This window comes from Polaribacter pacificus, from assembly GCF_038024035.1.
Lineage (GTDB): Bacteria > Bacteroidota > Bacteroidia > Flavobacteriales > Flavobacteriaceae > Polaribacter > Polaribacter pacificus.
Map to the genome: position 1 here is coordinate 169,330 of NZ_CP150664.1, position 21,931 is coordinate 191,260.

Here is a 21,931-nt window from a genome sequence, read left to right on the forward strand (position 1 = left end):
GCCAAACCTAATTTTTTGGTTTTTAATCATCACAGATCAATACTAGATTGAAACACTATACATGAGTGAAGAATTAGATTTACACGGACCCTTAAAAAAATTCTTTGGTTTTAACCAATTTAAAGGTTTGCAAGAAAAAGTTATTCAAAGCGTTTTGCAAAAAGAAGATGTTTTTGTTATCATGCCAACGGGTGGAGGGAAGTCTTTGTGCTACCAACTGCCTGCTTTAATGAGTGAAGGCACTGCTATTGTAATATCACCTTTAATAGCCTTGATGAAAAACCAAGTAGATGCTATTCGTGGTATTTCAGAAAATCACGGGATTGCCCATGTTTTAAATTCATCTTTAAATAAAACTGAAGTAAATCAAGTAAAAAAAGATATTGAAGACGGTATCACCAAATTGGTATACGTGGCTCCAGAATCATTAGTAAAAGAAGAGTATGTAGAGTTTTTGCGCAGTCAAAAGATTTCTTTTGTAGCCATTGATGAGGCACATTGTATCTCTGAGTGGGGGCATGATTTTAGACCAGAATATAGAAACCTTAGAACGATCATCAAAGAGATTGATAATGTTCCGGTGATTGGCCTTACAGCAACAGCAACAGAGAAAGTACAAGAAGATATTTTAAAAACACTTGGAATAACCAATGCTAAAACCTATAAAGCCTCGTTTAATCGTCCAAATTTATTTTATGAGGTTCGACCAAAAACAAAGAATGTAGATAAAGATATCATACGTTTTGTCCGTCAATATGTTGGTAAATCTGGGATTATATACTGTTTAAGTAGAAAGAAGGTAGAAGAGATTGCTCAAGTTTTGCAAGTAAATGGAATTAAGGCTGTGCCTTACCATGCAGGTTTGGACGCAAAAACCAGGGTAAAACATCAAGATATGTTTTTGATGGAAGACTGTGATGTCGTTGTTGCGACCATAGCATTTGGTATGGGAATCGACAAACCAGATGTGCGTTTTGTGATTCATCATGATATTCCTAAAAGTTTAGAAAGCTATTATCAAGAAACGGGTAGAGCAGGTAGAGATGGAGGAGAAGGGTATTGTTTGGCTTTTTATGCCTATAAAGACATTGAGAAATTAGAAAAATTTATGGCAAGCAAGCCCGTTGCAGAACAAGAAATCGGGCACGCTTTGTTACAAGAGGTAGTTGGTTACGCAGAAACTTCTATGAATAGAAGAAAGTATTTGCTACACTATTTTGGTGAAGAGTTTGATGAGGTTAAAGGTTTGGGCGCAGAAATGGATGACAATACTAAAAACCCAAAGAAAAAGCTTGAAGCACAAGAGCAGGTAGTTAAACTTTTGACGGTTGTCAAAAAAACAAATGAAAAATACAAATCCAAAGATATTGTATCAACCATTATAGGGAAAGAAAATGCCATGTTATCCTCGCATAGAACTCCGAGCAAACCCTTTTTTGGGATCGGAAGTGATCAAAAGGACAGTTATTGGATGGCTTTAATTAGGCAGGTTTTAGTTGCTGGGTATTTGAGAAAAGAAATTGAACAGTATGGTGTTTTAAAAATGACTCCAGAAGGGTTGAATTATTTAGAGAATCCTACTTCTTTTTTAATGACTGAAAATCACGTATTTAATACAGAAGACGATAGCTCTATAATTACAAATACAAAAAGCAATGTTCTTGTAAGCACCGATGAAAAGCTAGTCATACTTCTTAAAGATTTGCGTAAAAAAACAGCAACGAAGCACGGAGTACCTCCTTTTGTTGTTTTCCAGGATCCTTCTTTAGATGATATGGCACTAAAGTATCCGGTTACTCTAGAAGATCTTACAGCTGTGCATGGAGTAGGAGAAGGAAAGGCTAGAAAATACGGTAGAGAGTTTATTCAGTTGATAGCTGATTACGTAAAAGAAAATGACATTTTAAGACCTGATGATCTGGTTGTTAAAAGTACTGGGATGAATTCTGGACTTAAATTGTACATCATTCAAAATACAGACAGAAAGCTCCCTTTAATAGATATTGCTCAATCAAAAGGATTGCAAATGGAGGAGCTAATCAAAGAGATGGAAGCCATTATCTTTTCTGGTACCAAGCTCAATATTGATTATTCAATTGATGACCTCTTAGATGAAGATCAACAGGGTGAGATTTTTGATTACTTTATGGAGGCTAAAACAGATAAAATTCAAGAAGCATTGGATGAGTTTGACGGTGATTATGACGAAGAAGAGCTTCGTTTAATGCGAATAAAATTCATTAATGAAGTTGCTAATTAATTGAATCTTAATAGGTTCATTACTCTTTGTTAATTTTAACATTTTTTTGGGAACTTATAAACAAGTCCTAGAAACTCTAATTGTACTTTTGGCTGCTTAAAATCAATTTAATGCAGCTTAAAAACATTGCCCTACTAGCCTTATTATTCCTCTCAACTTTACCAGTTTTATCACAAGAAAATGAATCAAAATTAAACATTTTTTTAAATTGTACTTTTTGTGATGAGTCCTATATCAAACAGAATTTAGAATATGCAGAATTTGTAAGAGATCAAAAATTTGCTGACGTTTATTTATTTTTTAGCAGACAACAAAATGGAAGTGGAGGGCAAGTTTATAAAATTGATATTGTCGGTCAAAATGATTATAAAGGATTTCAAAACAAAATTACTTTTTCTACAAATTCAGACCATACAAAAGATGAAGTTCGTGGGTTAATGTTAAGGAGGATTCGCCTTGGCTTGGTCCGATTTTGGATTAAAGCAGGCTTACAAGATGAAATCTCTATCACCATAAAAAAGTCAAAAAAAACCAACGTCATTGAAGAGGTAGACCCTTGGAATAAATGGATCTTTAGTATAGGTGCCAATGGAAATTTTAAAGGACAGGAAACTTACACCAATCAAAATCTAAAGTTTAATGTTTCTGCAAGAAGAGTGACTGAAAAGAATAAGTTTTATTTTAGAGTAAAATATGGAAATAACAAATCAATATATGAATTTGATAATGGACCTGATATTGTTTATAACAATGCCTCTAAAGACATTACATTGTACTCCGTTTTTAGTTTAAACAATCATTGGTCAGCTGGTGTTTTTAGTTATTTTGGCGGTTCGGATTACACCAATAAAGTATTATACGCGCAAGTATCACCTGCAATTGAATATAACTTTTTTGATTATAAAGATTCTTTTCAAAAACAGTTAACAATCGTTTATAAAGTAGGTGGTGACTTTACAAATTATATTGAAAAAACGGTATTTGGTAAAGATCAAGAGTTTTTGTGGCGTCATTCTTTAAGTTTAGAAGGTAGTGTTAGACAAACTTGGGGAAATGTAAATGGATCGATACGCTATGATAGTTATTTACACGATACTGCTTTAAATCAGTTTTCATTTAACGCACAAGCAAGAGTTCGAGTTTTTAAAGGCTTTTCTTTTAATATGGGAGGAAGATATAATATAACTAATAATCAGATTAATCTACCTGCGGGGAATCTGACTGTTGAAGAAATTTTGTTGCAGCAGCAGCAAATAAAATCTGGTTTTAATTATTCTTTTGATTTTGGCTTTAGTTATACTTTTGGTTCAATGTTTAATACAGTTGTAAACCCTAGGTTTGATTAGTTAGTGCAAAAGAGTTGCAATTGTTAGTAAAATACCCAATAAAATAGCGGTAAATTTCTGAATATTAAACTTGTGATTTTCAGAGCTTTCAAAGAGTATTATTGTAGAAATATGTAAAAATACCCCAATAATTAGGGCTGTAACTTCTGTGCTATAATCAGTAAAGAAAACTACTTTATCTGCAATAAAAACTCCTAAAGGACTCATCAAGGCAAACCCTGCTAAAAACACTAATATTTTGGTTTTTGAATATTTTGCATGAATCAAAAATGTTGTAAGTACTATGGCAATTGGAATTTTATGCACAATAATTGCCCATAATAAATCATCTCCTTCGTGATGAATTGGTATCCCTTCAGAAAAAGCATGAATACATAGACTGATAAAAAGTAAATATGGGAATTTATTTTCTTCAGAGTGAATATGGATATGTCCGTGTTCTGCACCCTTAGAAAAAGACTCTAAAATAGACTGAAGTAGTATTCCGATTAATATAAAAATTCCTACTTTTTTTGAATCCACATCGGTATGTTCATACACCTCTGGTAACAAATGTAAAATAGTGACTGATAGTAGGTAAGCACCACTAAATGACAACAATAAACGAGTGAATTTTGTATTGGGTTTAAAAAATAAAACTATAAGTGCTCCAATAATTACAGAAGCAATTAATAAAGTATAGGTCATGATAATACGAAAATTAAGCGTTTAGAACTGCTGGGATCAAAATCTTCTAATTGATAAGAACCAAAGACTTGGTTTATATTAAAACCTGCATTTTCAAAATAATTTACAAATTTATCTTTGTCCAAGTATTTTACTTTTTCAATATAACTGTGGTTTTCATCGTCTGCAAAAAAATGAATTTCTTTAATGATAAAACCATTTTCTATCTTTCTTGTAATATGAAAATCAATGCCTTCAACAGTTTTAATTTCTTTCTCAATTAAATGTTCTTTAACATAGCTTACATTTAAAAAATCCATCACAAGAATTCCATTTTCTTTAAGTCCTTTTTTAAAGTTCTTTAAAATAGAAATATCTTCTTGATCATCTTCAAAATAACCAAAGCTTGTAAACAGGTTAAAAATTGCATCAAACTTTTGGTTAAATGGGGTACGCATGTCCCAAACCTCAAATTTTAAAACCTCATTTTCAAATTGTTTTGCAAAATTGATACTATTTGATGATAAATCAGCCCCAACAACCTTATAACCTAAGGTGTTCAGATAGACAGCATGCCTTCCTTTTCCACAAGGGATGTCTAAAATTTCTGAAGTGTTTTTTAACTGTAGTTCTTTTGTGATATTCTCCATAAAGAGCTCAGCATCACTATCATCTCTATGTTTATATAGAATGTGGTAATAAGGCGTGTCAAACCAAGATGTAAACCAATCTTTTTGTGTGTTCAATTTGAATTATTCAATTAAAATTTGTGATGATTTCTTTAGTCCATTTAACAAAGGATAACTTACAATATACATTCCTTTGCTAAGATGTTGTAAATTGATCTCTACTTTGTTGTTTTTTACTTTGTAGCTTTTCTTTAGTATGCGTTTTCCTGTAATCGAAAAAATTTCTACTTCTAAGCTTTGAAAAGTATTTGGTTGCAAATCTAAAGTAATTTTCCCTGAACTAGGATTGGGATATGCATTTTTTAGTATTGAAAGATTGGAATAGTTATCAACGGCTAGAGTAGTAGTGTTATAAGAATATACACCAGACCCTTTAGTTCCTGTAAACAAGGTTTTTCCATCAGATGAAAAAGCCAAAGAAGTAATTGCCCTATTTGCTAATCCTTGATTAATATTTGTCCAATTTGCTCCAGCATCAGTTGTCATATAAACTCCTGTATGGATATCACCAACTACAATATTCTTTTTATTGGTTGGGTTTACAGCGATGCTCATTAATAACTTGGTCGGGAAATCAGTAGAAGTATTTACTTCAGATAAAACTTGTGTCCAATTATTTCCATTATCTGTCGATTTGTACACTCCTTTACTTTTAGTTGCAGCATAAATAATTGAATTATTATCAGCTAAAGCGATTCCATGAATTGTTTGATCAGGCATTCCTTGACCAATATTTGTCCAATTTGCTCCACCATCAGTAGAATGAAACAAGCCATCACCCCGTAAACCAATATAAACTGAGTTTTCATCAGTGGTATTCACAGCCAAAGCTGTAATATTTAAGTTTGTTGCAGAAATTCCTGTTGTTCCACTTTGTGTCCAAGTTTCTCCAGCATCGGTAGATTTGTAAACTCCAAAACTATTTGGAAAAGTTGTGTTATCAGGATCGCTATAAAAAAACTGATATGCAAAACCAGCATAGATTACATTAGGATTGCTTTTAGAGATTATAAGCTCTTTGGCACCATGTCTTTGATTAAAAACACTTGCAGTTGCGTTTGGTTGATTAAATTTTGTTGTCCAACTTGTTCCTCCTGTGGTACTTTTTAAAATTAAACCTTCATGCTCATCAGAAATAAAAAGGGTATTGCTATTTGTTGGATGTACAGCCGCTCCATACCATTCAGCATGACCGGCCTCTTCATAATATAACCCGTCATAAGTAGTTCCATTATTCGTTGACTTAAATGGACCGCTTCTTCCAATAGTTAAAAAAGCTGAAGTGTTTTGAGGATCAGGGGCTATTTTGTGGATTGTTGCTCCAGAATAACCTGTACCTAAAACTTGCCAAGTTTTTGCTCCGTCAGTAGATTTAAATATGCCACCACCATAATTTGCAGCATAGACAATATCAGGGTTTGTTTTGTCTATGGTAATTTCAATAGGAACTCCAGCTCTAATTCCGCTTGGTCCCCAAGGTGAAGGAGAACTTAGTGATCCTCCGCGATGACCCGTCCAAGTTGCTCCAGCATCATCACTTCTGTAAAAGGCATACGCACTTGCTGCGTAGACAATATTATTGTTTGAAGGCGCAATTTTTACAGCATTAAAAACATCTTCTGTATAACCAGGCAAAATAACATCTGAAGAAGAGATAACTTGTGTCCATGTAGTCCCTCCATTTGTTGATTTAAAAACACCACCTTTAATTGGAGTATCTAAATTTACTTCTGCATTGTTTCCTGTAGCAATATATAATAAACCCGGCGTCGATGAATCTGACATCCCCCCAATAAAAAGACTTCCTGTTATTCCATTATTTGACTGATTCCAAGTAGCTCCTCCGTCTGTAGATTTCATGATTCCCATTCCAACTGTATTTGTTGCTTCTCGGTCAAAAATTCCCGTAGATGATACCAGGTTTATTGGATTGCCACCAATACACAACCATCTAGCTAAGCTATTTCCACTCCAAATTCTACTCCAATTTTCTCCACCATCTGTAGATTTATAGATTACGCCATTAACTTTTTCAAATTCATTACCCTGATTACCTGTAGGAACTTCTCCACTGGCAAAAAGGGTATTAGAATCGCCATTAACGACACTAATTTCTCTAAATACTATGTTTGTTTCTATAATCCCATTATTTTTCTTTGTCCAATTTTCACCACTGTCGGTTGATTTATAGATTCCGCTATCATATTCTGTCCCTGCCCAAATGGTTGTTGGATTATTTTGATCAATGGCTACTGTAAAAACAGGAATAGCATCGTTTGAGTCTCCACTTCTTGAGGTAATTCCATTATTTTTTGGAATCCATGTAGCTCCTCCATCAGTACTTTTGTGGATACCAGATAGGGCATCTGTGATGTAAATTATTTGGTTATTGGTGGGGTCAATTTTTAAATTGTATCCCAAACCTCCTATAGGTCCTCCAGTCCGTTGCCATTGTTGAGCGTATATAGTTAATGTGCATAGCAATGACATGATGTAAAGTAATTTTCTTTTCATAGTGTGTAATTATAAAAGTTTAAAAAAGGAGGCTTTTCAAAGATATTAAATTATTTTTGCAGTATGAATATGAATAAAGATTTTAAAATGGTGGCTACCACCATGTTTGGGTTAGAGGAAGTACTGGCTACAGAGCTTAAAAATTTAGGAGCTCAAGATGTAGAAATAGGCGTGCGTAATGTTTCTTTTAAAGGAGATAAAGGGTTTATGTATAAAGCAAATATAGCTTTAAGAACAGCCATACGTATCCTTAAACCCATTAAAACGTTTAAGGCTTTTGATGAAGAAGATTTGTATAAAGGACTTCAAAAAATTAACTGGGAAGAGTATTTGGATGTTGATGGTACTTTCTCAATTGGAGCAGTTGTCAATTCTAAAAATTTTACGACAAACTCACATTATATTACCCTAAAATCAAAAGATGCAGTTGCTGATTACTTTAGACACAAATACAGTAAAAGACCCAATGTAGACCTTAAATATCCCGATTTAAAAATACATGTACATATTCAAAAAGAATTGTGTACTGTATCTTTAGATTCATCTGGAGATTCTTTACATAAAAGAGGGTATAGAAGCGCAACTAATATAGCGCCAATCAATGAAGTATTAGCTGCAGGTTTGGTTTTACTTTCAGGATATACTGGAGATGAGAATTTTATAGACCCGATGTGTGGTTCTGGTACAATTTTAATTGAAGCAACCATGATTGCCAATAATATTCCTGCCAACATCAACAGAAAGCATTTTGGTTTTGAAAATTGGAAAGATTATGATGAAGATTTGTATTTTCTAATTCAAGATGTCTTGCTTAAAAAGATTAGAAGCTCTCATTTTAAAATAATGGGCTTTGACAAAGCACCATCTGCTGTTAGAAAAGCACAAGACAATATTGTCAATGCCAATTTGGATGAATTTATAGGGGTACATCATGTGAACTTCTTTAATTCAAAAAAAGAAGTGTTTGGTAAAACCACTATTTTATTTAATCCACCCTATGGAGAGCGTTTAAATATTGATACTGCAGAATTTTACAAAAAAATAGGAGACACCCTAAAACATGGATACCCAGATTCTACAGTTTGGTTTATTACTTCTGATATGGAAGCACTTAAGCATGTAGGGTTAAGAACCTCAAAAAGAATTCCATTAAAAAATGGAGATTTGGATTGTCGTTTGGTGCGATACGATATGTATGCTGGGACTCGAAAAATTAGAAATGATGAACGTGAGTTGCCAGAGGATAGCCCAGAAGAATCATAGTATTAAAAAGAGAAAAAGAGAACAAAACTAGCCTTTATTACGTATTAAAATTTAAGATAAAATACGTAAATTTGCTGTTGAAAATTTGAGCATACACAGATGAAGATATCATACAATTGGTTAAAACAATTTTTACAAATAGATTGGGAAGCTTCTAAAGCAGGAGAATTACTGACAGATTTAGGATTAGAAGTAGAAGGGATTGAAACCAAAGAATCTATCAAAGGGAGTCTTAAAGGGATTGTTGTTGGAGAAGTACTAACTTGTGTTCAACACCCCAATGCCGATCGATTAAAAATTACAACAGTTCATATAGGGCAAGAACAGCCATTACAAATTGTTTGTGGAGCTTCTAATGTGGCCGCAGGTCAAAAAGTACCTGTAGCAACTATTGGAACTGTCTTATACGTTGATAAAGGAGATGGTTTTACCATTAAAAAAGGTAAAATTAGAGGAGAAGAAAGTCATGGTATGATCTGTGCAGAAGATGAACTCGGATTAGGGTCTAGTCACGATGGAATACTTGTATTAGATGCTAGTATTGAACCAGGAACCCTTGCTGCAGAAGTTTTTAATATTGAGCAGGATGATGTTTTTGAAATTGGGCTAACACCTAATAGAGCAGATGCAATGAGTCACTTTGGTGTAGCTAGAGATCTAAGAGCAGGCTTAATGCAACAAGATATTAACTTGGAATTAATATCTCCATCTGTAAGTGATTTTCATGTAGATGAGCGAAAACTAAAAATTGACGTAGAGGTAGAAGATAGAGATCTTGCGCCAAGATATAGTGGTATTTCTATCACAGATGTAGTGATTAAAGACGCCCCTGAATGGATTCAAAATCGACTCAAAGCCATTGGAATAACACCTAAAAATAATATTGTAGACATCACTAATTATGTATTGCATGAGCTTGGACAACCTTTGCATGCTTTTGATGCCTTAAAAATTAAAGGGAACAAAGTGTTGGTTAAAACACTTAAACCTGGAACAAAATTCACCACCTTAGATGGTGTAGAGAGAGTTTTGGATGCAGAAGATATTATGATCTGTGATGCAGAAAGCAACCCATTGTGTTTGGCAGGTGTTTTTGGTGGTGAGAACTCCGGAGTTACAGAAAATACAACATCAGTGTTTTTAGAGAGCGCATTTTTTAATCCTGTTTCTATTCGAAAATCAGCTAAAAGACATGCTCTAAACACCGATGCTTCTTTTCGATTTGAACGTGGAGTAGATATTAATATGACCAAGTATGCTTTAAAAAGAGCTGCATTGCTAATAGAAGAATATGCAGGAGGAACACTAGCATCTGATATTATGGATTTCTATCCAGAAAAAATAGAAGACTTCCAAGTGTTTTTATCTTATGATAATGCTTATCGTTTATTAGGACAAGAAATCCCAAAAGAAACAATCAAAAATATCTTGGCTTCCTTAGAGATTAGAATCAATAGTGAAACAGAAGGAGGTTTAGGACTGACAATTCCTTCATATAGAGTAGATGTTCAGCGAGAAGCAGACATTATTGAAGAAATTTTAAGAGTATATGGGTATAATAATATTGAGTTTTCTCATAAATTAAATACATCTATTTCTTTTGATACCAACAAAGAAGTTAAGATAGAAAACATTGTTGCCAATCAATTGAGTTCATTAGGATTTAATGAGACAATGGCCAATTCATTAACAAAGTCAGAATATGTGGCTTTAACAGACAATTTAAACGAGGAGAACAACGTAGAAATATTAAATCCGTTAAGCAGCGATTTAAAAGTGATGCGTCAGTCCTTACTGTTTAGTGGTCTAGAGTCAGTTGGGTATAACATCAACAGAAAGAACAGCGCATTAAAGATGTATGAGTTTGGAAAAACCTACCACAAATACAACGATACTTATCAAGAAGATAAGCATTTAACTCTTTTTGTAACTGGGAACAGAACAAAAGATAGCTGGAAAATCGTTTCTCAAAATTCAGATTTCTTTTATGTAAAAGGAATTGTATCATCAATTTTAGAACGATTAGGAATAACCAATGTAAAAACGACACCAACAAAATCTGATGTGTTTTCTGAAGGAATTTCTTTAAGCTTAGGCAAAATCAAATTGGTTGATTTTGGAGTCATAAAAAATTCTCTTTTAAAAGAATTCGGAATTAAACAAGAAGTTTTATTTGCAGATTTTAATTGGGATACTATTTTAAAGCTTTGTGGTAACAAAAATGTAAAAGTATCTGATTTGCCTAAATTTCCTGCAGTAAAAAGAGATTTAGCTTTATTGTTGGATAAAGGAAAAACATTTAAGGAGATATACAACTTGGCATTCCAATCAGAAAAAAACTTATTAAAAGAGGTTGATTTGTTTGATGTATATGAGGGTGATAAATTACCAGAAGGTAAAAAATCTTATGCCGTTAGTTTTGTGTTACAAGACCAAAACAAAACACTAGAAGACAAGCAGATTGATAAGATCATGCAAAAATTGCAAGCGACTTTTGAGAAAAACTTAGAAGCTGTTTTAAGATAAATTTTTAAGCTCCTTTTTGGAGCTTTTTTTATAAAATTATATATGTACAAATTACTGATTCGCCCAATCTTATTCTTATTCGATCCAGAAAAAGTTCATTATTTTACTTTTTCAGTTATTAAGTTCTTGCATAAAATACCTTTTGTACCGGGTATCATAAGAAGTATGTATCAAGTAAACGATAAGAAACTTGAACGGACAGTGTTTGGAATAAGCTTTAAGAACCCCGTGGGTTTAGCAGCAGGATTTGACAAAAATGCGGTACTATACAATGAACTCGCAAATTTTGGTTTTGGTTTTATTGAAATAGGAACTGTGACGCCAAAAGGACAAATAGGGAATCCTAAAAAGCGATTGTTCCGTTTAAAAGATGATCGTGGAATCATCAATAGAATGGGATTTAATAATGACGGAATTGAAGCAGCTATCACCAACTTAAAAAAGAATAAAGGTCAAGTTATTATTGGTGGTAACTTAGGGAAAAACACAGCAACCTTACCCGAGAATTACACAGAAGATTATTGCGAGGTTTTTACAGCATTACACCCCTATGTAGATTATTTTGTGCTAAATGTTAGTTGTCCTAATGTGGGTAGCCATGCAAAACTAAATGACAAAGATTATTTGGTAGAGTTAATTTCTGCTGTTCAGCAAATAAACAATCAGCAAGAAAAACAAAAACCAATTTTGCTAAAAATCGCCCCAGATTTAAATACGATTCAATTAGATGAAATTATAGACCTGATTGCAGAAACTAAAATTGATGGTGTGATTGCATCAAATACATCCACAACTAGGGATAATTTAAAAGCAACTACTCAACGTTTAGCTGATATTGGAAATGGTGGTGTTAGCGGACAACCAATTAAAAGTCAGAGTACTAAAGTAATTAAGTATTTGGCAGATACCTCTAATAAATCTTTTCCAATCATTGGAGTAGGAGGGATTCATTCTGCAGAAGACGCTTTAGAGAAAATAAAAGCCGGTGCAGATTTGGTACAAGTATACACCGGATTTATTTATGAAGGCCCTAGTTTGATTAAGAAAATCAATAAAGCTATTTTAAAACACTAATAGTTGGTTTATGATAGAAATATTGGTATCGTTTGCGCTTGCTACAACAGCATTAGCCTTTTCTCCCGGACCAGACAATATGTATGTGTTAACACAAAGCATTGTCAATGGTAAAAAGTATGGTTTGGCTACTGTTTACGGATTAATTTCTGGGTGCATTGTGCACACTACTTTATTAGCTTTTGGGGTTTCTGCTATTATTCAACAAAGTAATTCTTTGTTTTTTGCACTTAAATTATTTGGAGCGTTCTATTTGATTTATTTAGCATATAAAGTGTATAAATCTGATGCTTCTATTGCTTTTTCTGAAGCTAATGTGGCAAAAAAATCAACCACACAGTTGTTTAAACAAGGTTTTATAATGAATGTGTTAAACCCCAAAGTATCTATTTTTTTCTTGGCTTTTTTTCCTGGTTTTTTATTCAGTGATTCACTGAGTACTGTAGTGCAATTTTATGTGCTAGGGCTTATATTTATGATCGTTTCTCTTCTTATATTTTCTACTATAGCTATTTTGGCGGGTAAAATTTCGACCTATATTAAAAGCCACAATAATGTTGGTTTGTATTTAAAATGGACGCAGATTGTGGTATTTATTGCAATTGCCATTTTTATTATGGTCTAAGTGCTTTACCTTTAGACGGCTACATTTTCTTGAAATTCACACTTTTTTGGATGATCTTTTATTGTATATTTGAACGATGAATCGCGTTAAAATTATAGAATGTCCGAGAGATGCTATGCAGGGAATAAAATCTCATTTTATCCCTACAGAAATAAAGGCTTCATATATCAATGCATTGCTGCGAGTAGGCTTTGATACGATAGATTTTGGGAGTTTTGTTTCTCCAAAAGCGATTCCTCAAATGAGAGATACAGCCGCAGTTTTATCTCAATTAGATCTTTCTGAAACCAGAAGTAAATTATTGGCAATTATAGCCAATGTAAGAGGTGCAGAAGATGCTGCACAGTTTGAAGAGATAGATTACTTAGGCTATCCGTTTTCAATATCAGAAAATTTTCAAATGCGTAATACGCATAAAACCATTGCAGAATCTATTGAGACATTAGATGAAATTCTAAACATCGCAAACAAGTCTAATAAAGAGGTAGTCGCTTACCTTTCTATGGGATTTGGAAATCCATATGGAGATCCTTGGAATGTTGAAATTGTAGGAGAATGGACAGAAAAATTATCCAAAATGGGCGTTAAGATCTTATCGCTTTCAGATACAATTGGTAGTTCTACTCCAGACATTATCTCTTATTTGTTTTCTAATTTGATACCTGCATATCCTCAAATTGAATTTGGAGCTCACTTACACACAACTCCTACCACATGGCATGAAAAAGTAGATGCTGCCTATAAAGCTGGCTGTTTGCGTTTTGATGGTGCTATTATGGGCTATGGTGGTTGCCCTATGGCAAAAGATGAATTAACGGGCAATATGCCGACTGAAAAATTAGTGTCTTATTTTACCAAAGAAAAAGCAGAGACCCATATTAAACCCATGAGTTTTGAAAGTGCTTATAATGTGGCTTTAAACGTTTTTAACTAAGGTAGAGGTACAAAGGTGAGGAGGTTCAAACCTGACTGCCGATTACCTGTTGGAGGCATGGCAGGCTGAGGTTCAAAAAGGCAGCGATGTTAGGTTTCGTGTTTGTTTAAAGAAAGTCAAAATTTTAAAAGTTATCTTAAAATGAAATTTACAAAAGCATTATTTTTTTGTGTGTCAATAGCTGCTCTATTTTCTTGTAATCAGGATGATGGAAAAATTGATTTTACTTTTTTACAGCTTAATGACGTTTATGAGATTGCTCCCATACAAGGTGGAGAATATGGAGGGATGGCTCGTGTTGCAACAGTACATGAGCAATTATTAAAAGAAAATAGCAATACATTTATGTTTGTTGCTGGAGATTTTTTAAATCCATCTTTATTAGGGACCATACAATATCAAGGAGAGCGTATCCGTGGCAAGCAGATGATCGAAACAATGAATGCGATGGGAGTAGATCTAGTGGCTTTTGGTAATCATGAATTTGATTTAAGTGCAACTGATCTCCAAAAGCGTTTAGATGAAAGTAATTTTAACTGGATTTCTGGTAATGTTTTACAAAATAAAGATGGTGTTCTTTCACCTTTTTCAAACAAACACAATAAAGTTGGGGATACCTTTATTAAAGAATTTTCGGATGCAGATGGAACCACAATTAAGATTGGTTTTATAAGTGTTTGTGTTCCTTCTAATCCCAGAGATTATGTTGCGTACAAAGATGTTTTTAAAGAAGCAGAACGTTCTTATGCAGATTTAAAAGACAAGGTAGATGTTGTTTTTGGACTCACCCATGTGACTATTGCTCAAGATCTTGAAATTGCAAAACGACTTCCTAATATTCCTTTGATTATGGGTGGGCATGAGCATACAAATATGCTGATTCCACAAGGAGATTCTTTTGTGGCAAAAGCGGATGCAAATGCCAAAACCGTTTACGTTCATAAAATTAGTTATGATAAGAAAACCAAAAAGACTAGCATTCAATCAGTCTTAAAAGAGATCAACTCAGATATTGTAGAAAATGAGCAAACAGCTGTTGTTGTTAATAAATGGCAGGGCATTTTAAAGAAAAAGATCAAAGAGATTATAGACAAGCCAGAAGAAATAATTTTAAATGCTCAAACACCATTAGATGGAAGAGACAAACCGATTAGAAGCATTCAGACCAATTTAGGTGTCTTAATCACAAAATCTATGTCTTATGCTTTTGATGATGCTGTGGATTGTGCTTTGGTTAATGGAGGATCAATTAGAATTGATGATGAGCTAGAAGGAGCAATTACTCCTGTAGATATTTTTAGGGTATTGCCTTATGGTGGTGCTGTTTTAAAAGTTAAATTGAAAGGGAGTCTGTTACTAAAAGTATTGGATTTTAGAGAAAAAGCGAAAGGGACTGGTGCTTATTTGCAGCGATATAATGTACAAAAGAAAAACAAAGGGTGGTATGTACAATCAAAACCAATCAACCCTAATAAAATTTATACTGTAGCTTTTTCAGATTACCTGCTAAAAGGCTACGACATTCCTTTTCTGACCGAAGAAAATAAAGAAGTAGTTTCTGTTTATAAACCAACAGGAACAGAAAAATCATTTGATATTAGAAATTCAATCATTTTATACCTAAAATCTTTAAAGTAAGATAGTTATTTGTTAGGTTTCATTTTTATTTAAATTAATTCTAAATAATTTTTTTATTCTTATTTATGTTCTTATTTTTGCGCAAATATTATTAAATTATTTATAACTAGTCTAAATTAATGAAATATATTATATTTTTATTCGCCCTTTTTGTTGGTTCAAATCTTTTTAGTCAAAACCAACAAAATCAACAGAATACCGCACAAAGAATTTTGTCTGGAAATATTAATACTAAAGGAGTAACCGTTGGTGGTTATGGTGAAATTACCTACAATCGACCTTCAGGAAAAAACGCAGAACTAGATGTTCAGAGACTTGTGTTATTGTTTGGTTACAAATTTGACGATCGTACTCAATTTGTAACGGAAATAGAATTTGAGCATGTAAAAGAGGTCTATGTTGAACAAGCCTTTTTGCAATACAGTTTAAATGATCAGGTGAATTTGAGAGCTGGTTTAATGTTAGTTCCGATGGGAATTATCAATGAGTACCATGAGCCAACCACATTTAATGGAGTTGAGAGACCAAGCATGGATGTCGCGATTGTACCTACAACTTGGAGGGAAATTGGTATAGGTGTCGCAGGAAAATCAGCTGCTGCATCTTTACGTTATCAACTTTATGTTTTTAATGGTTTTCAATCGACACTTTCTGACGAAAATGGAACTATTATTAGCGGACAACTCGGAGGTAGTAGTGGGTTGCGTGGAGGAAGGCAAAAGGGCATCAAATCTAATTTCAACAATATCAATTTTTCAGGAAAATTAGATTATTATGGTTTACCAGGACTGCGTTTAGGACTCTCCGGCTATTTCGGTAGAACACAATCTCCAAAAGATGTCGAAGCTGTTGCAGGAGCAGATATAGGAATTTCTATGATAGGTCTTGACGCTCGATATGCAAAACAACGATTTAGTGTAAGAGGACAATTTGTTCGAGGTGCCTTATCAGATACCGAATCATATAACTTGGCCACTGGTAAAGATTTAGGAAGCATACTTCAGGGGTATTACTTAGAAACTGGCTATAATTTGTTAGCACTTCAAAAAAAGCAACAACTTATTGGTTTTGTTAGATATGAAGATTATAATACCCATGCTTCAACAGCAGGAAATTTAGTTGAAAATGATACATATAATAGGCAAGAGTGGACTTTTGGATTGAGTTATTTAATAGCAAATGGGGCGGTTGTTAAAGCAGATTACCAGTTAAAGGATAATGCAGCAAATAAACAAACAAATCAATTAAACTTTGGAATCGGTGTATGGTTCTAATTAGAAAAGACGGTATCAACCTTTTATCAACATTTAGAAAATGAACTTTTTTAAAATATTTATAATTAGTGTCTTGAGTACCTTTGTATTGTATACAATAAATGGAGTCACTAATAATTTGCAAAAAAAAGCACTGAAGGAGATTGCAAAAACCTTTGACTTAAAGAACCCTGTCTTAGAAGCTATAGTGATAAGTCAAGAAATAAATGATCAATTAAATAAACCCATTTCTGATCAGAGTTTATTTAAAATTAAAGAAAATAATGAGATCAAGGGTTTTGCCTATATTGACAAGGCACTAAGCAAAACTGATGAATTTGATTATGTGATCTTATTAGATAAAAACTTAATCATAGTTAAAACAAAGGTACTCATCTATAGAGAAGATTATGGAGGAGAAATAGGAAGTAATCGTTGGTTAAAACAATTTATCGGAAAAAACAAAGGAGATAATTTGATTTACAATACGAATATTATGGCTATTTCTGGAGCGACTATATCTGCCCAGTCAATAACGAAGGCTATAAATGTTTTTTTACAAGATTTAAATATATTATATACAAACACTATTTTTCAATGAAAATAGCCGGATCTATTTACCAATTACCAAGAGAAATAAAAATCCTTATCGTTTTTTTTATCGTGATGCTTAGTATCGGTTTTTATGGAGGAATCACTTTTGTAAAAGAAACAACAAATTCAAATCCAAAAGGAATTGAAGAGCGTTATTTAGGTAATGAAACAGATGATTTTGCTACCACAATGAAGTTTAAAAAATCTAAACCTGAAGTTTTGACAATGGTTCACAATCATATCTTATCGCTTTCTGTCATTTTCTTTTTAATTTCTCTAATCTTGGCAACAACGGATATTAACGAGAAGCTTAAATTATTTTTAATGATTGAGCCTTTTTTATCAATTTTAATGACTTTTGGTGGTATTTATTTTCTGTGGACTGGAGTTCTATGGTTTAAATATATAATTATGCTATCCGGAATTTTGATGACTTTTAGTTTTACACTTTCCGTTTTTGTCATTCTCAAATCTGTAATTACTAAAAAAGGGATATATACCAATTAAGTTCTTTAAAATCCAATAAATAGTCGTAAATTTGCTCGCAATTAATTGATAAGTTGATTGCCCTATGATAGCCCACAATTCAAAAGTAGTAGGAGAAGGTTTAACCTACGACGATGTACTCTTAGTACCCGCCTTTTCTGATGTACTTCCAAGAGAAGTTAGCATCCAAACAAAATTTACAAGAAACATTACTATAAACGTACCGATAGTATCTGCAGCTATGGATACCGTTACAGAATCTGCTATGGCCATTGCCATTGCCAGAGAAGGAGGTATCGGTGTGTTGCATAAAAACATGTCTATTGAAGAGCAAGCTCTTAAAGTTCGAAAAGTAAAAAGAGCGGAGTCTGGAATGATTATCGATCCTGTTACTCTACAAGTTGATGCAGTTGTATTAGACGCCAAATTACTAATGAAAGAACACCATATTGGTGGGATTCCTGTTGTAGATAAAGATGGCATTTTAAAAGGGATTGTTACCAACAGAGATTTGCGTTTTGAACATAAAAACGACAGACCAATCAGTGAGGTAATGACTAGTGAAAACTTAGTTACCGCTGCGGTTGGAACTTCTTTAAAATCTGCAGAAAGTATTTTGCAAAAAAACAAAATTGAAAAGTTACTAATTGTTGATGATGCTTTTAAATTATCAGGATTAATTACGTTTAGAGATATTACCAAGGTTACTCAAAAACCGATGGCAAATAAAGACTCTTATGGACGTTTAAGAGTTGCAGCTGCATTAGGTGTTACACCCGATGCTGTTGAAAGAGCTGAAGCGCTTGTCAATGCCGGTGTTGATGCTGTTGTAATTGATACAGCACATGGACATACCAAAGGTGTGGTAACTGTCTTAAAAGAAGTGAAAAAAAGATTCCCAAAATTGGATGTAGTTGTAGGTAATATTGCTACCGCAGAAGCTGCTAAATATTTAGTTGATGCGGGTGCAGATGCTGTAAAAGTAGGAATAGGACCTGGTTCTATCTGTACCACTCGAGTAGTAGCTGGTGTTGGATTTCCACAGTTTTCTGCAGTTCTAGAAGTTGCAGCGGCCATAAAAGGATCTGGAGTTCCAGTAATTGCAGATGGAGGTATTCGATACACAGGAGATATTCCAAAAGCCATTGCAGCAGGAGCAGATTCTGTGATGCTAGGGTCTTTACTAGCAGGAACCAAAGAATCACCAGGAGAAACAATTATTTATGAAGGTAGAAAATTTAAATCATACAGAGGTATGGGATCTGTTGAAGCCATGAAACAAGGATCAAAAGATCGTTATTTTCAGGATGTTGAAGATGATATTAAAAAGTTAGTTCCAGAAGGAATCGTGGGAAGAGTTCCATACAAAGGAGAATTGTTTGAAAGCATTCATCAATTTGTGGGAGGTTTAAGAGCCGGAATGGGTTATTGCGGAGCAAAAGACATAGAAGCTCTAAAAGACAAAGGAACCTTTGTTAGAATCACTGCAAGTGGTATTAATGAGAGTCATCCACATGATGTAGCTATTACCAAAGAAGCTCCAAATTACAGTAGAAGATAATATAAATTTTAGATAAAAAAAAGAGAAGCGATTAGCTTCTCTTTTTTTTATTGTTTACTTAATGACATTATTTAGAATCATCTTTGATTCCCATTTTTGCCATTACTAACTTAGTGACGTCAAATTTAGAATCTAAATAAGCCAATTCATTTCCAGTGATGGTTAAAATTTGTGAATAACCATTAGCTTTTGCTACCTCTGCAATAACTTCAGTAATTCTTTTATACAAAGGTTTTAGATACTCACTTCGTCTAAGTTGCATCATAGTGATACCATTTTGTCTAAATTTTTGCAAATCCTCTTCTAAGTTTGCAAGCTCTTCATATTTAGATTTCTTTACGATATCTGTCATGGTTTTTTCTGCTTTTTTATAAGCATCTACTTTGGCATCATATTCTTTTACTTTAATATTAAAACTAGAATCTAGTTTAGCCCCATAATCAGAAATTCGAGTTTGAACAGCAGCCATTTGTGGCATTTTTGAAAGGATATACTCGCTGTCTACGGTTCCGACTTTGTTTTGTGCTTGAATAGATAAGCTGCTAAAAAGTATAGCTATAAAAAGTGTAATTTTAAATTTCATGGATTTTTATAATTGATTAAAAGACAAATATAAGAAAGCAGTTGAGTTTGTGGTTAAAATTCTGATTAATTTAACAGACCCTTACATCTTTATAGGTAAAAGCTGCTCAACGGTTTTAGAAATTTCATTAAAATCTTTATCATATGCGAACCAAACAATTTCTGGGTCTTTTCGAAACCAGGTTAATTGCCGTTTTGCAAATCGTCTGCTATTCTTTTTGATTTCTTCGATCGCTTTTTCTTTGCTTATAAGCCCATCAAAATAGGCAAAAGGTTCACGATACCCAACAGTTTGAAGTGCGTTTAAGTCTTTAAATTTATGCAATTCGAGAGCTTCTTCAAAGAGCCCCGCTTCAACCATCAAATCTACCCGTTGGTTTATTCGATCATACAAAACGCTACGATCTGCCTCTAAGCCAATTTTTAGAATATTAAATTTTCGTTGTTTTTTATCCTTATTGATAAAACTAGAGTAGGGCTGGTTGCTTCCAATACAAATTTCTAAGGCCCTGATTAACCTATGAGGGTTATCTAAGGCAATTGTATTATAACTTTTTAAATCCAACTCTTTAAGCTGCATTTGCAAAGACTCTATTCCTTTGTTTTCTAATTGCTCATTTAATTGCACTCGGATGCTTGGGTCAACTTTAGGAAAACTGTCTAAGCCTTTAACCACTGCATCGATGTAAAGACCACTACCACCAACCATAATAGCTGTGGAGTTTGTAGAGAAAATTTCAGTTATTTTTTTTAATGCATCCACTTCAAATTGCCCTACATTATAATCTTCAAAAACACTTCTATTTTGAATAAAATGGTGTTTTGCTGCTTCTAGTTCATCAGTAGAGGGAACAGCGGTCCCTATCGTCATTTCTTTATAAAATTGTCTAGAGTCACACGAGAGAATCTCTGTTTTAAAATGTTGGGCTAATTGAATACTAAGTGCTGTTTTACCAATCGCAGTTGGTCCAACAATAACAATCAAAGTTTTTGGAAAAATTTCTGGCATTTAATTGAGTTTATTACCGCAATTATAACAAAACTCAGCACCGTCTTTGTGTTTTTCTATTCCACAATTTGGGCAAGCTTGTGTATTGGTGTCTATGTTTTCCATTTTAGCAATCTGTGTGCTTACAATTCCTGTTGGAATGGCTATAATACCATACCCCAAAATCATGATAATACTCGCAATAAACTGCCCTATAGGAGTCTGTGGGGCGATATCTCCAAAGCCAACAGTGGTAAGGGTTACGATTGCCCAATATACACTTCTTGGGATGCTTGTAAAACCATTTTCTGCACCTTCTATCATATACATTACTGTACCTAAAATGGTACAAACAATTACAACAAAAAATAAAAAGACAGATATTTTAGCTTTGCTGGCTTTTAAAGCAACCATAAGGTTGTTAGAGGCTCCAATATACCGAGTTAGTTTTAAGATTCTAAAGATTCTCAACAAACGCAGTAAACGCAATGCAATTAAACTATGAGTTCCGGTAAATATGATTGCTAAATACTTTGGTAATGTTGATAGGAGGTCAATAATTCCATAGAAGCTAAAAATATATTTTGTCGGTTTGTTTATGGCAATAACTCGCAAAATGTATTCAATGGTAAACAGAAGTGTGATTACCCATTCAGAAATATTTAAATAATAATGGTATTTAGAGTCAATGCTTTCAACACTCTCTAACATAACCAACAGTACGCTTGCTAAAATAGCAATAAGAAGCACCACATCAAACAGTTTTCCTGCTCTAGTATCTGCCTCGTAAATAATCTCATGCAAACGATGTTTCCACGATGTGTTCTGTGTTTGTTTTTTCAAGAGTTTTACTTTAATTGTACAATAATACTACAATATATTTTTTAAAAGAATAAAAGCTCTAATTTACAATTAAACTAGAGCTTTTTGAA

General features: G+C 33.5%; 18 protein-coding genes. 12 read left to right on the forward strand and 6 right to left on the reverse strand.

All coding sequences use genetic code 11. From position 1 onward, the window contains the following. Positions 1–61: 61 nt before the first annotated feature. Complete coding sequence (locus WHC90_RS00755) at positions 62–2,260, forward strand: RecQ family ATP-dependent DNA helicase (protein ID WP_188598909.1); 2,199 nt, start codon at positions 62–64, stop codon at positions 2,258–2,260. Positions 2,261–2,370: 110 nt separating this feature from the next. Further along, the gene (locus WHC90_RS00760) at positions 2,371–3,606 is read left to right on the forward strand and encodes a hypothetical protein (protein ID WP_188598908.1); all 1,236 of its coding nucleotides are present in this window, start codon (positions 2,371–2,373) and stop codon (positions 3,604–3,606) included. Here the strand turns inward: WHC90_RS00760 and WHC90_RS00765 are convergent, their stop codons facing one another. From WHC90_RS00765 to WHC90_RS00775, 3 genes are read right to left on the reverse strand one after another with little or no spacing between them, the layout of a single operon-like run. Then, entirely contained in the window at positions 3,607–4,293 is a 687-nt protein-coding gene (locus tag WHC90_RS00765) for a ZIP family metal transporter (RefSeq protein ID WP_188598907.1), read from the reverse strand. Beyond that, entirely contained in the window at positions 4,290–5,018 is a 729-nt protein-coding gene (locus tag WHC90_RS00770) for an SAM-dependent methyltransferase (RefSeq protein ID WP_229664930.1), read from the reverse strand. The genes WHC90_RS00765 and WHC90_RS00770 overlap by 4 nt, the downstream gene beginning before the upstream one ends. 6 nt (positions 5,019–5,024) lie before the next feature. Further along, positions 5,025–7,475 (reverse strand): VPS10 domain-containing protein, encoded by a 2,451-nt coding sequence (locus WHC90_RS00775; RefSeq protein ID WP_188598906.1) that lies wholly within the window; start codon positions 7,473–7,475, stop codon positions 5,025–5,027. Between the two features lie 69 nt (positions 7,476–7,544). Between WHC90_RS00775 and WHC90_RS00780 the strand changes: the two genes are divergently transcribed. The 10 genes from WHC90_RS00780 to guaB all read left to right on the forward strand — a co-directional run bounded on the left by WHC90_RS00780 (position 7,545) and on the right by guaB (position 19,429). After that, a complete protein-coding gene (locus WHC90_RS00780) occupies positions 7,545–8,738 on the forward strand; it encodes a THUMP domain-containing class I SAM-dependent RNA methyltransferase (protein ID WP_188599272.1) in 1,194 nt (397 codons plus the stop codon). Between the two features lie 99 nt (positions 8,739–8,837). Further along, positions 8,838–11,264 (forward strand): phenylalanine--tRNA ligase subunit beta, encoded by a 2,427-nt coding sequence (pheT, locus tag WHC90_RS00785; protein ID WP_188598905.1) that lies wholly within the window; start codon positions 8,838–8,840, stop codon positions 11,262–11,264. 42 nt (positions 11,265–11,306) lie between these two features. After that, a complete protein-coding gene (locus tag WHC90_RS00790; RefSeq protein ID WP_188598904.1) occupies positions 11,307–12,338 on the forward strand; it encodes a quinone-dependent dihydroorotate dehydrogenase in 1,032 nt (343 codons plus the stop codon). 10 nt (positions 12,339–12,348) lie between these two features. After that, positions 12,349–12,963 (forward strand): LysE family translocator, encoded by a 615-nt coding sequence (locus WHC90_RS00795; RefSeq protein WP_188598903.1) that lies wholly within the window; start codon positions 12,349–12,351, stop codon positions 12,961–12,963. A 76-nt stretch (positions 12,964–13,039) separates the two neighbouring features. Beyond that, the gene (locus WHC90_RS00800) at positions 13,040–13,897 is read left to right on the forward strand and encodes a hydroxymethylglutaryl-CoA lyase (RefSeq protein WP_188598902.1); all 858 of its coding nucleotides are present in this window, start codon (positions 13,040–13,042) and stop codon (positions 13,895–13,897) included. Positions 13,898–14,038: 141 nt separating this feature from the next. Beyond that, positions 14,039–15,535, forward strand: a complete 1,497-nt coding sequence (locus WHC90_RS00805) for a bifunctional metallophosphatase/5'-nucleotidase (RefSeq protein WP_188598901.1) — start codon at positions 14,039–14,041, stop codon at positions 15,533–15,535. 119 nt (positions 15,536–15,654) lie between these two features. After that, the gene (locus tag WHC90_RS00810; protein WP_188598900.1) at positions 15,655–16,809 is read left to right on the forward strand and encodes a porin; all 1,155 of its coding nucleotides are present in this window, start codon (positions 15,655–15,657) and stop codon (positions 16,807–16,809) included. Positions 16,810–16,849: 40 nt separating this feature from the next. Beyond that, complete coding sequence (locus WHC90_RS00815; protein WP_188598899.1) at positions 16,850–17,389, forward strand: FMN-binding protein; 540 nt, start codon at positions 16,850–16,852, stop codon at positions 17,387–17,389. Further along, the gene (locus WHC90_RS00820; RefSeq protein WP_188598898.1) at positions 17,386–17,889 is read left to right on the forward strand and encodes a hypothetical protein; all 504 of its coding nucleotides are present in this window, start codon (positions 17,386–17,388) and stop codon (positions 17,887–17,889) included. Before WHC90_RS00815 ends, WHC90_RS00820 begins: the two co-directional genes overlap by 4 nt. A 64-nt stretch (positions 17,890–17,953) precedes the next feature. Beyond that, positions 17,954–19,429 (forward strand): IMP dehydrogenase, encoded by a 1,476-nt coding sequence (guaB, locus tag WHC90_RS00825; RefSeq protein ID WP_188598897.1) that lies wholly within the window; start codon positions 17,954–17,956, stop codon positions 19,427–19,429. 67 nt (positions 19,430–19,496) lie between these two features. On the opposite strand, the gene WHC90_RS00830 is transcribed toward guaB, so the two are convergent. The 3 genes from WHC90_RS00830 to WHC90_RS00840 all read right to left on the reverse strand — a co-directional run bounded on the left by WHC90_RS00830 (position 19,497) and on the right by WHC90_RS00840 (position 21,842). Then, entirely contained in the window at positions 19,497–20,012 is a 516-nt protein-coding gene (locus tag WHC90_RS00830; RefSeq protein WP_188598896.1) for an OmpH family outer membrane protein, read from the reverse strand. Positions 20,013–20,093: 81 nt separating this feature from the next. Further along, entirely contained in the window at positions 20,094–21,020 is a 927-nt protein-coding gene (gene miaA / locus WHC90_RS00835; protein ID WP_188598895.1) for a tRNA (adenosine(37)-N6)-dimethylallyltransferase MiaA, read from the reverse strand. Further along, positions 21,021–21,842: an ion transporter gene (locus tag WHC90_RS00840; protein ID WP_188598894.1), complete on the reverse strand. Its 822-nt coding sequence runs from the start codon at positions 21,840–21,842 to the stop codon at positions 21,021–21,023. Positions 21,843–21,931 lie beyond the last annotated feature (89 nt).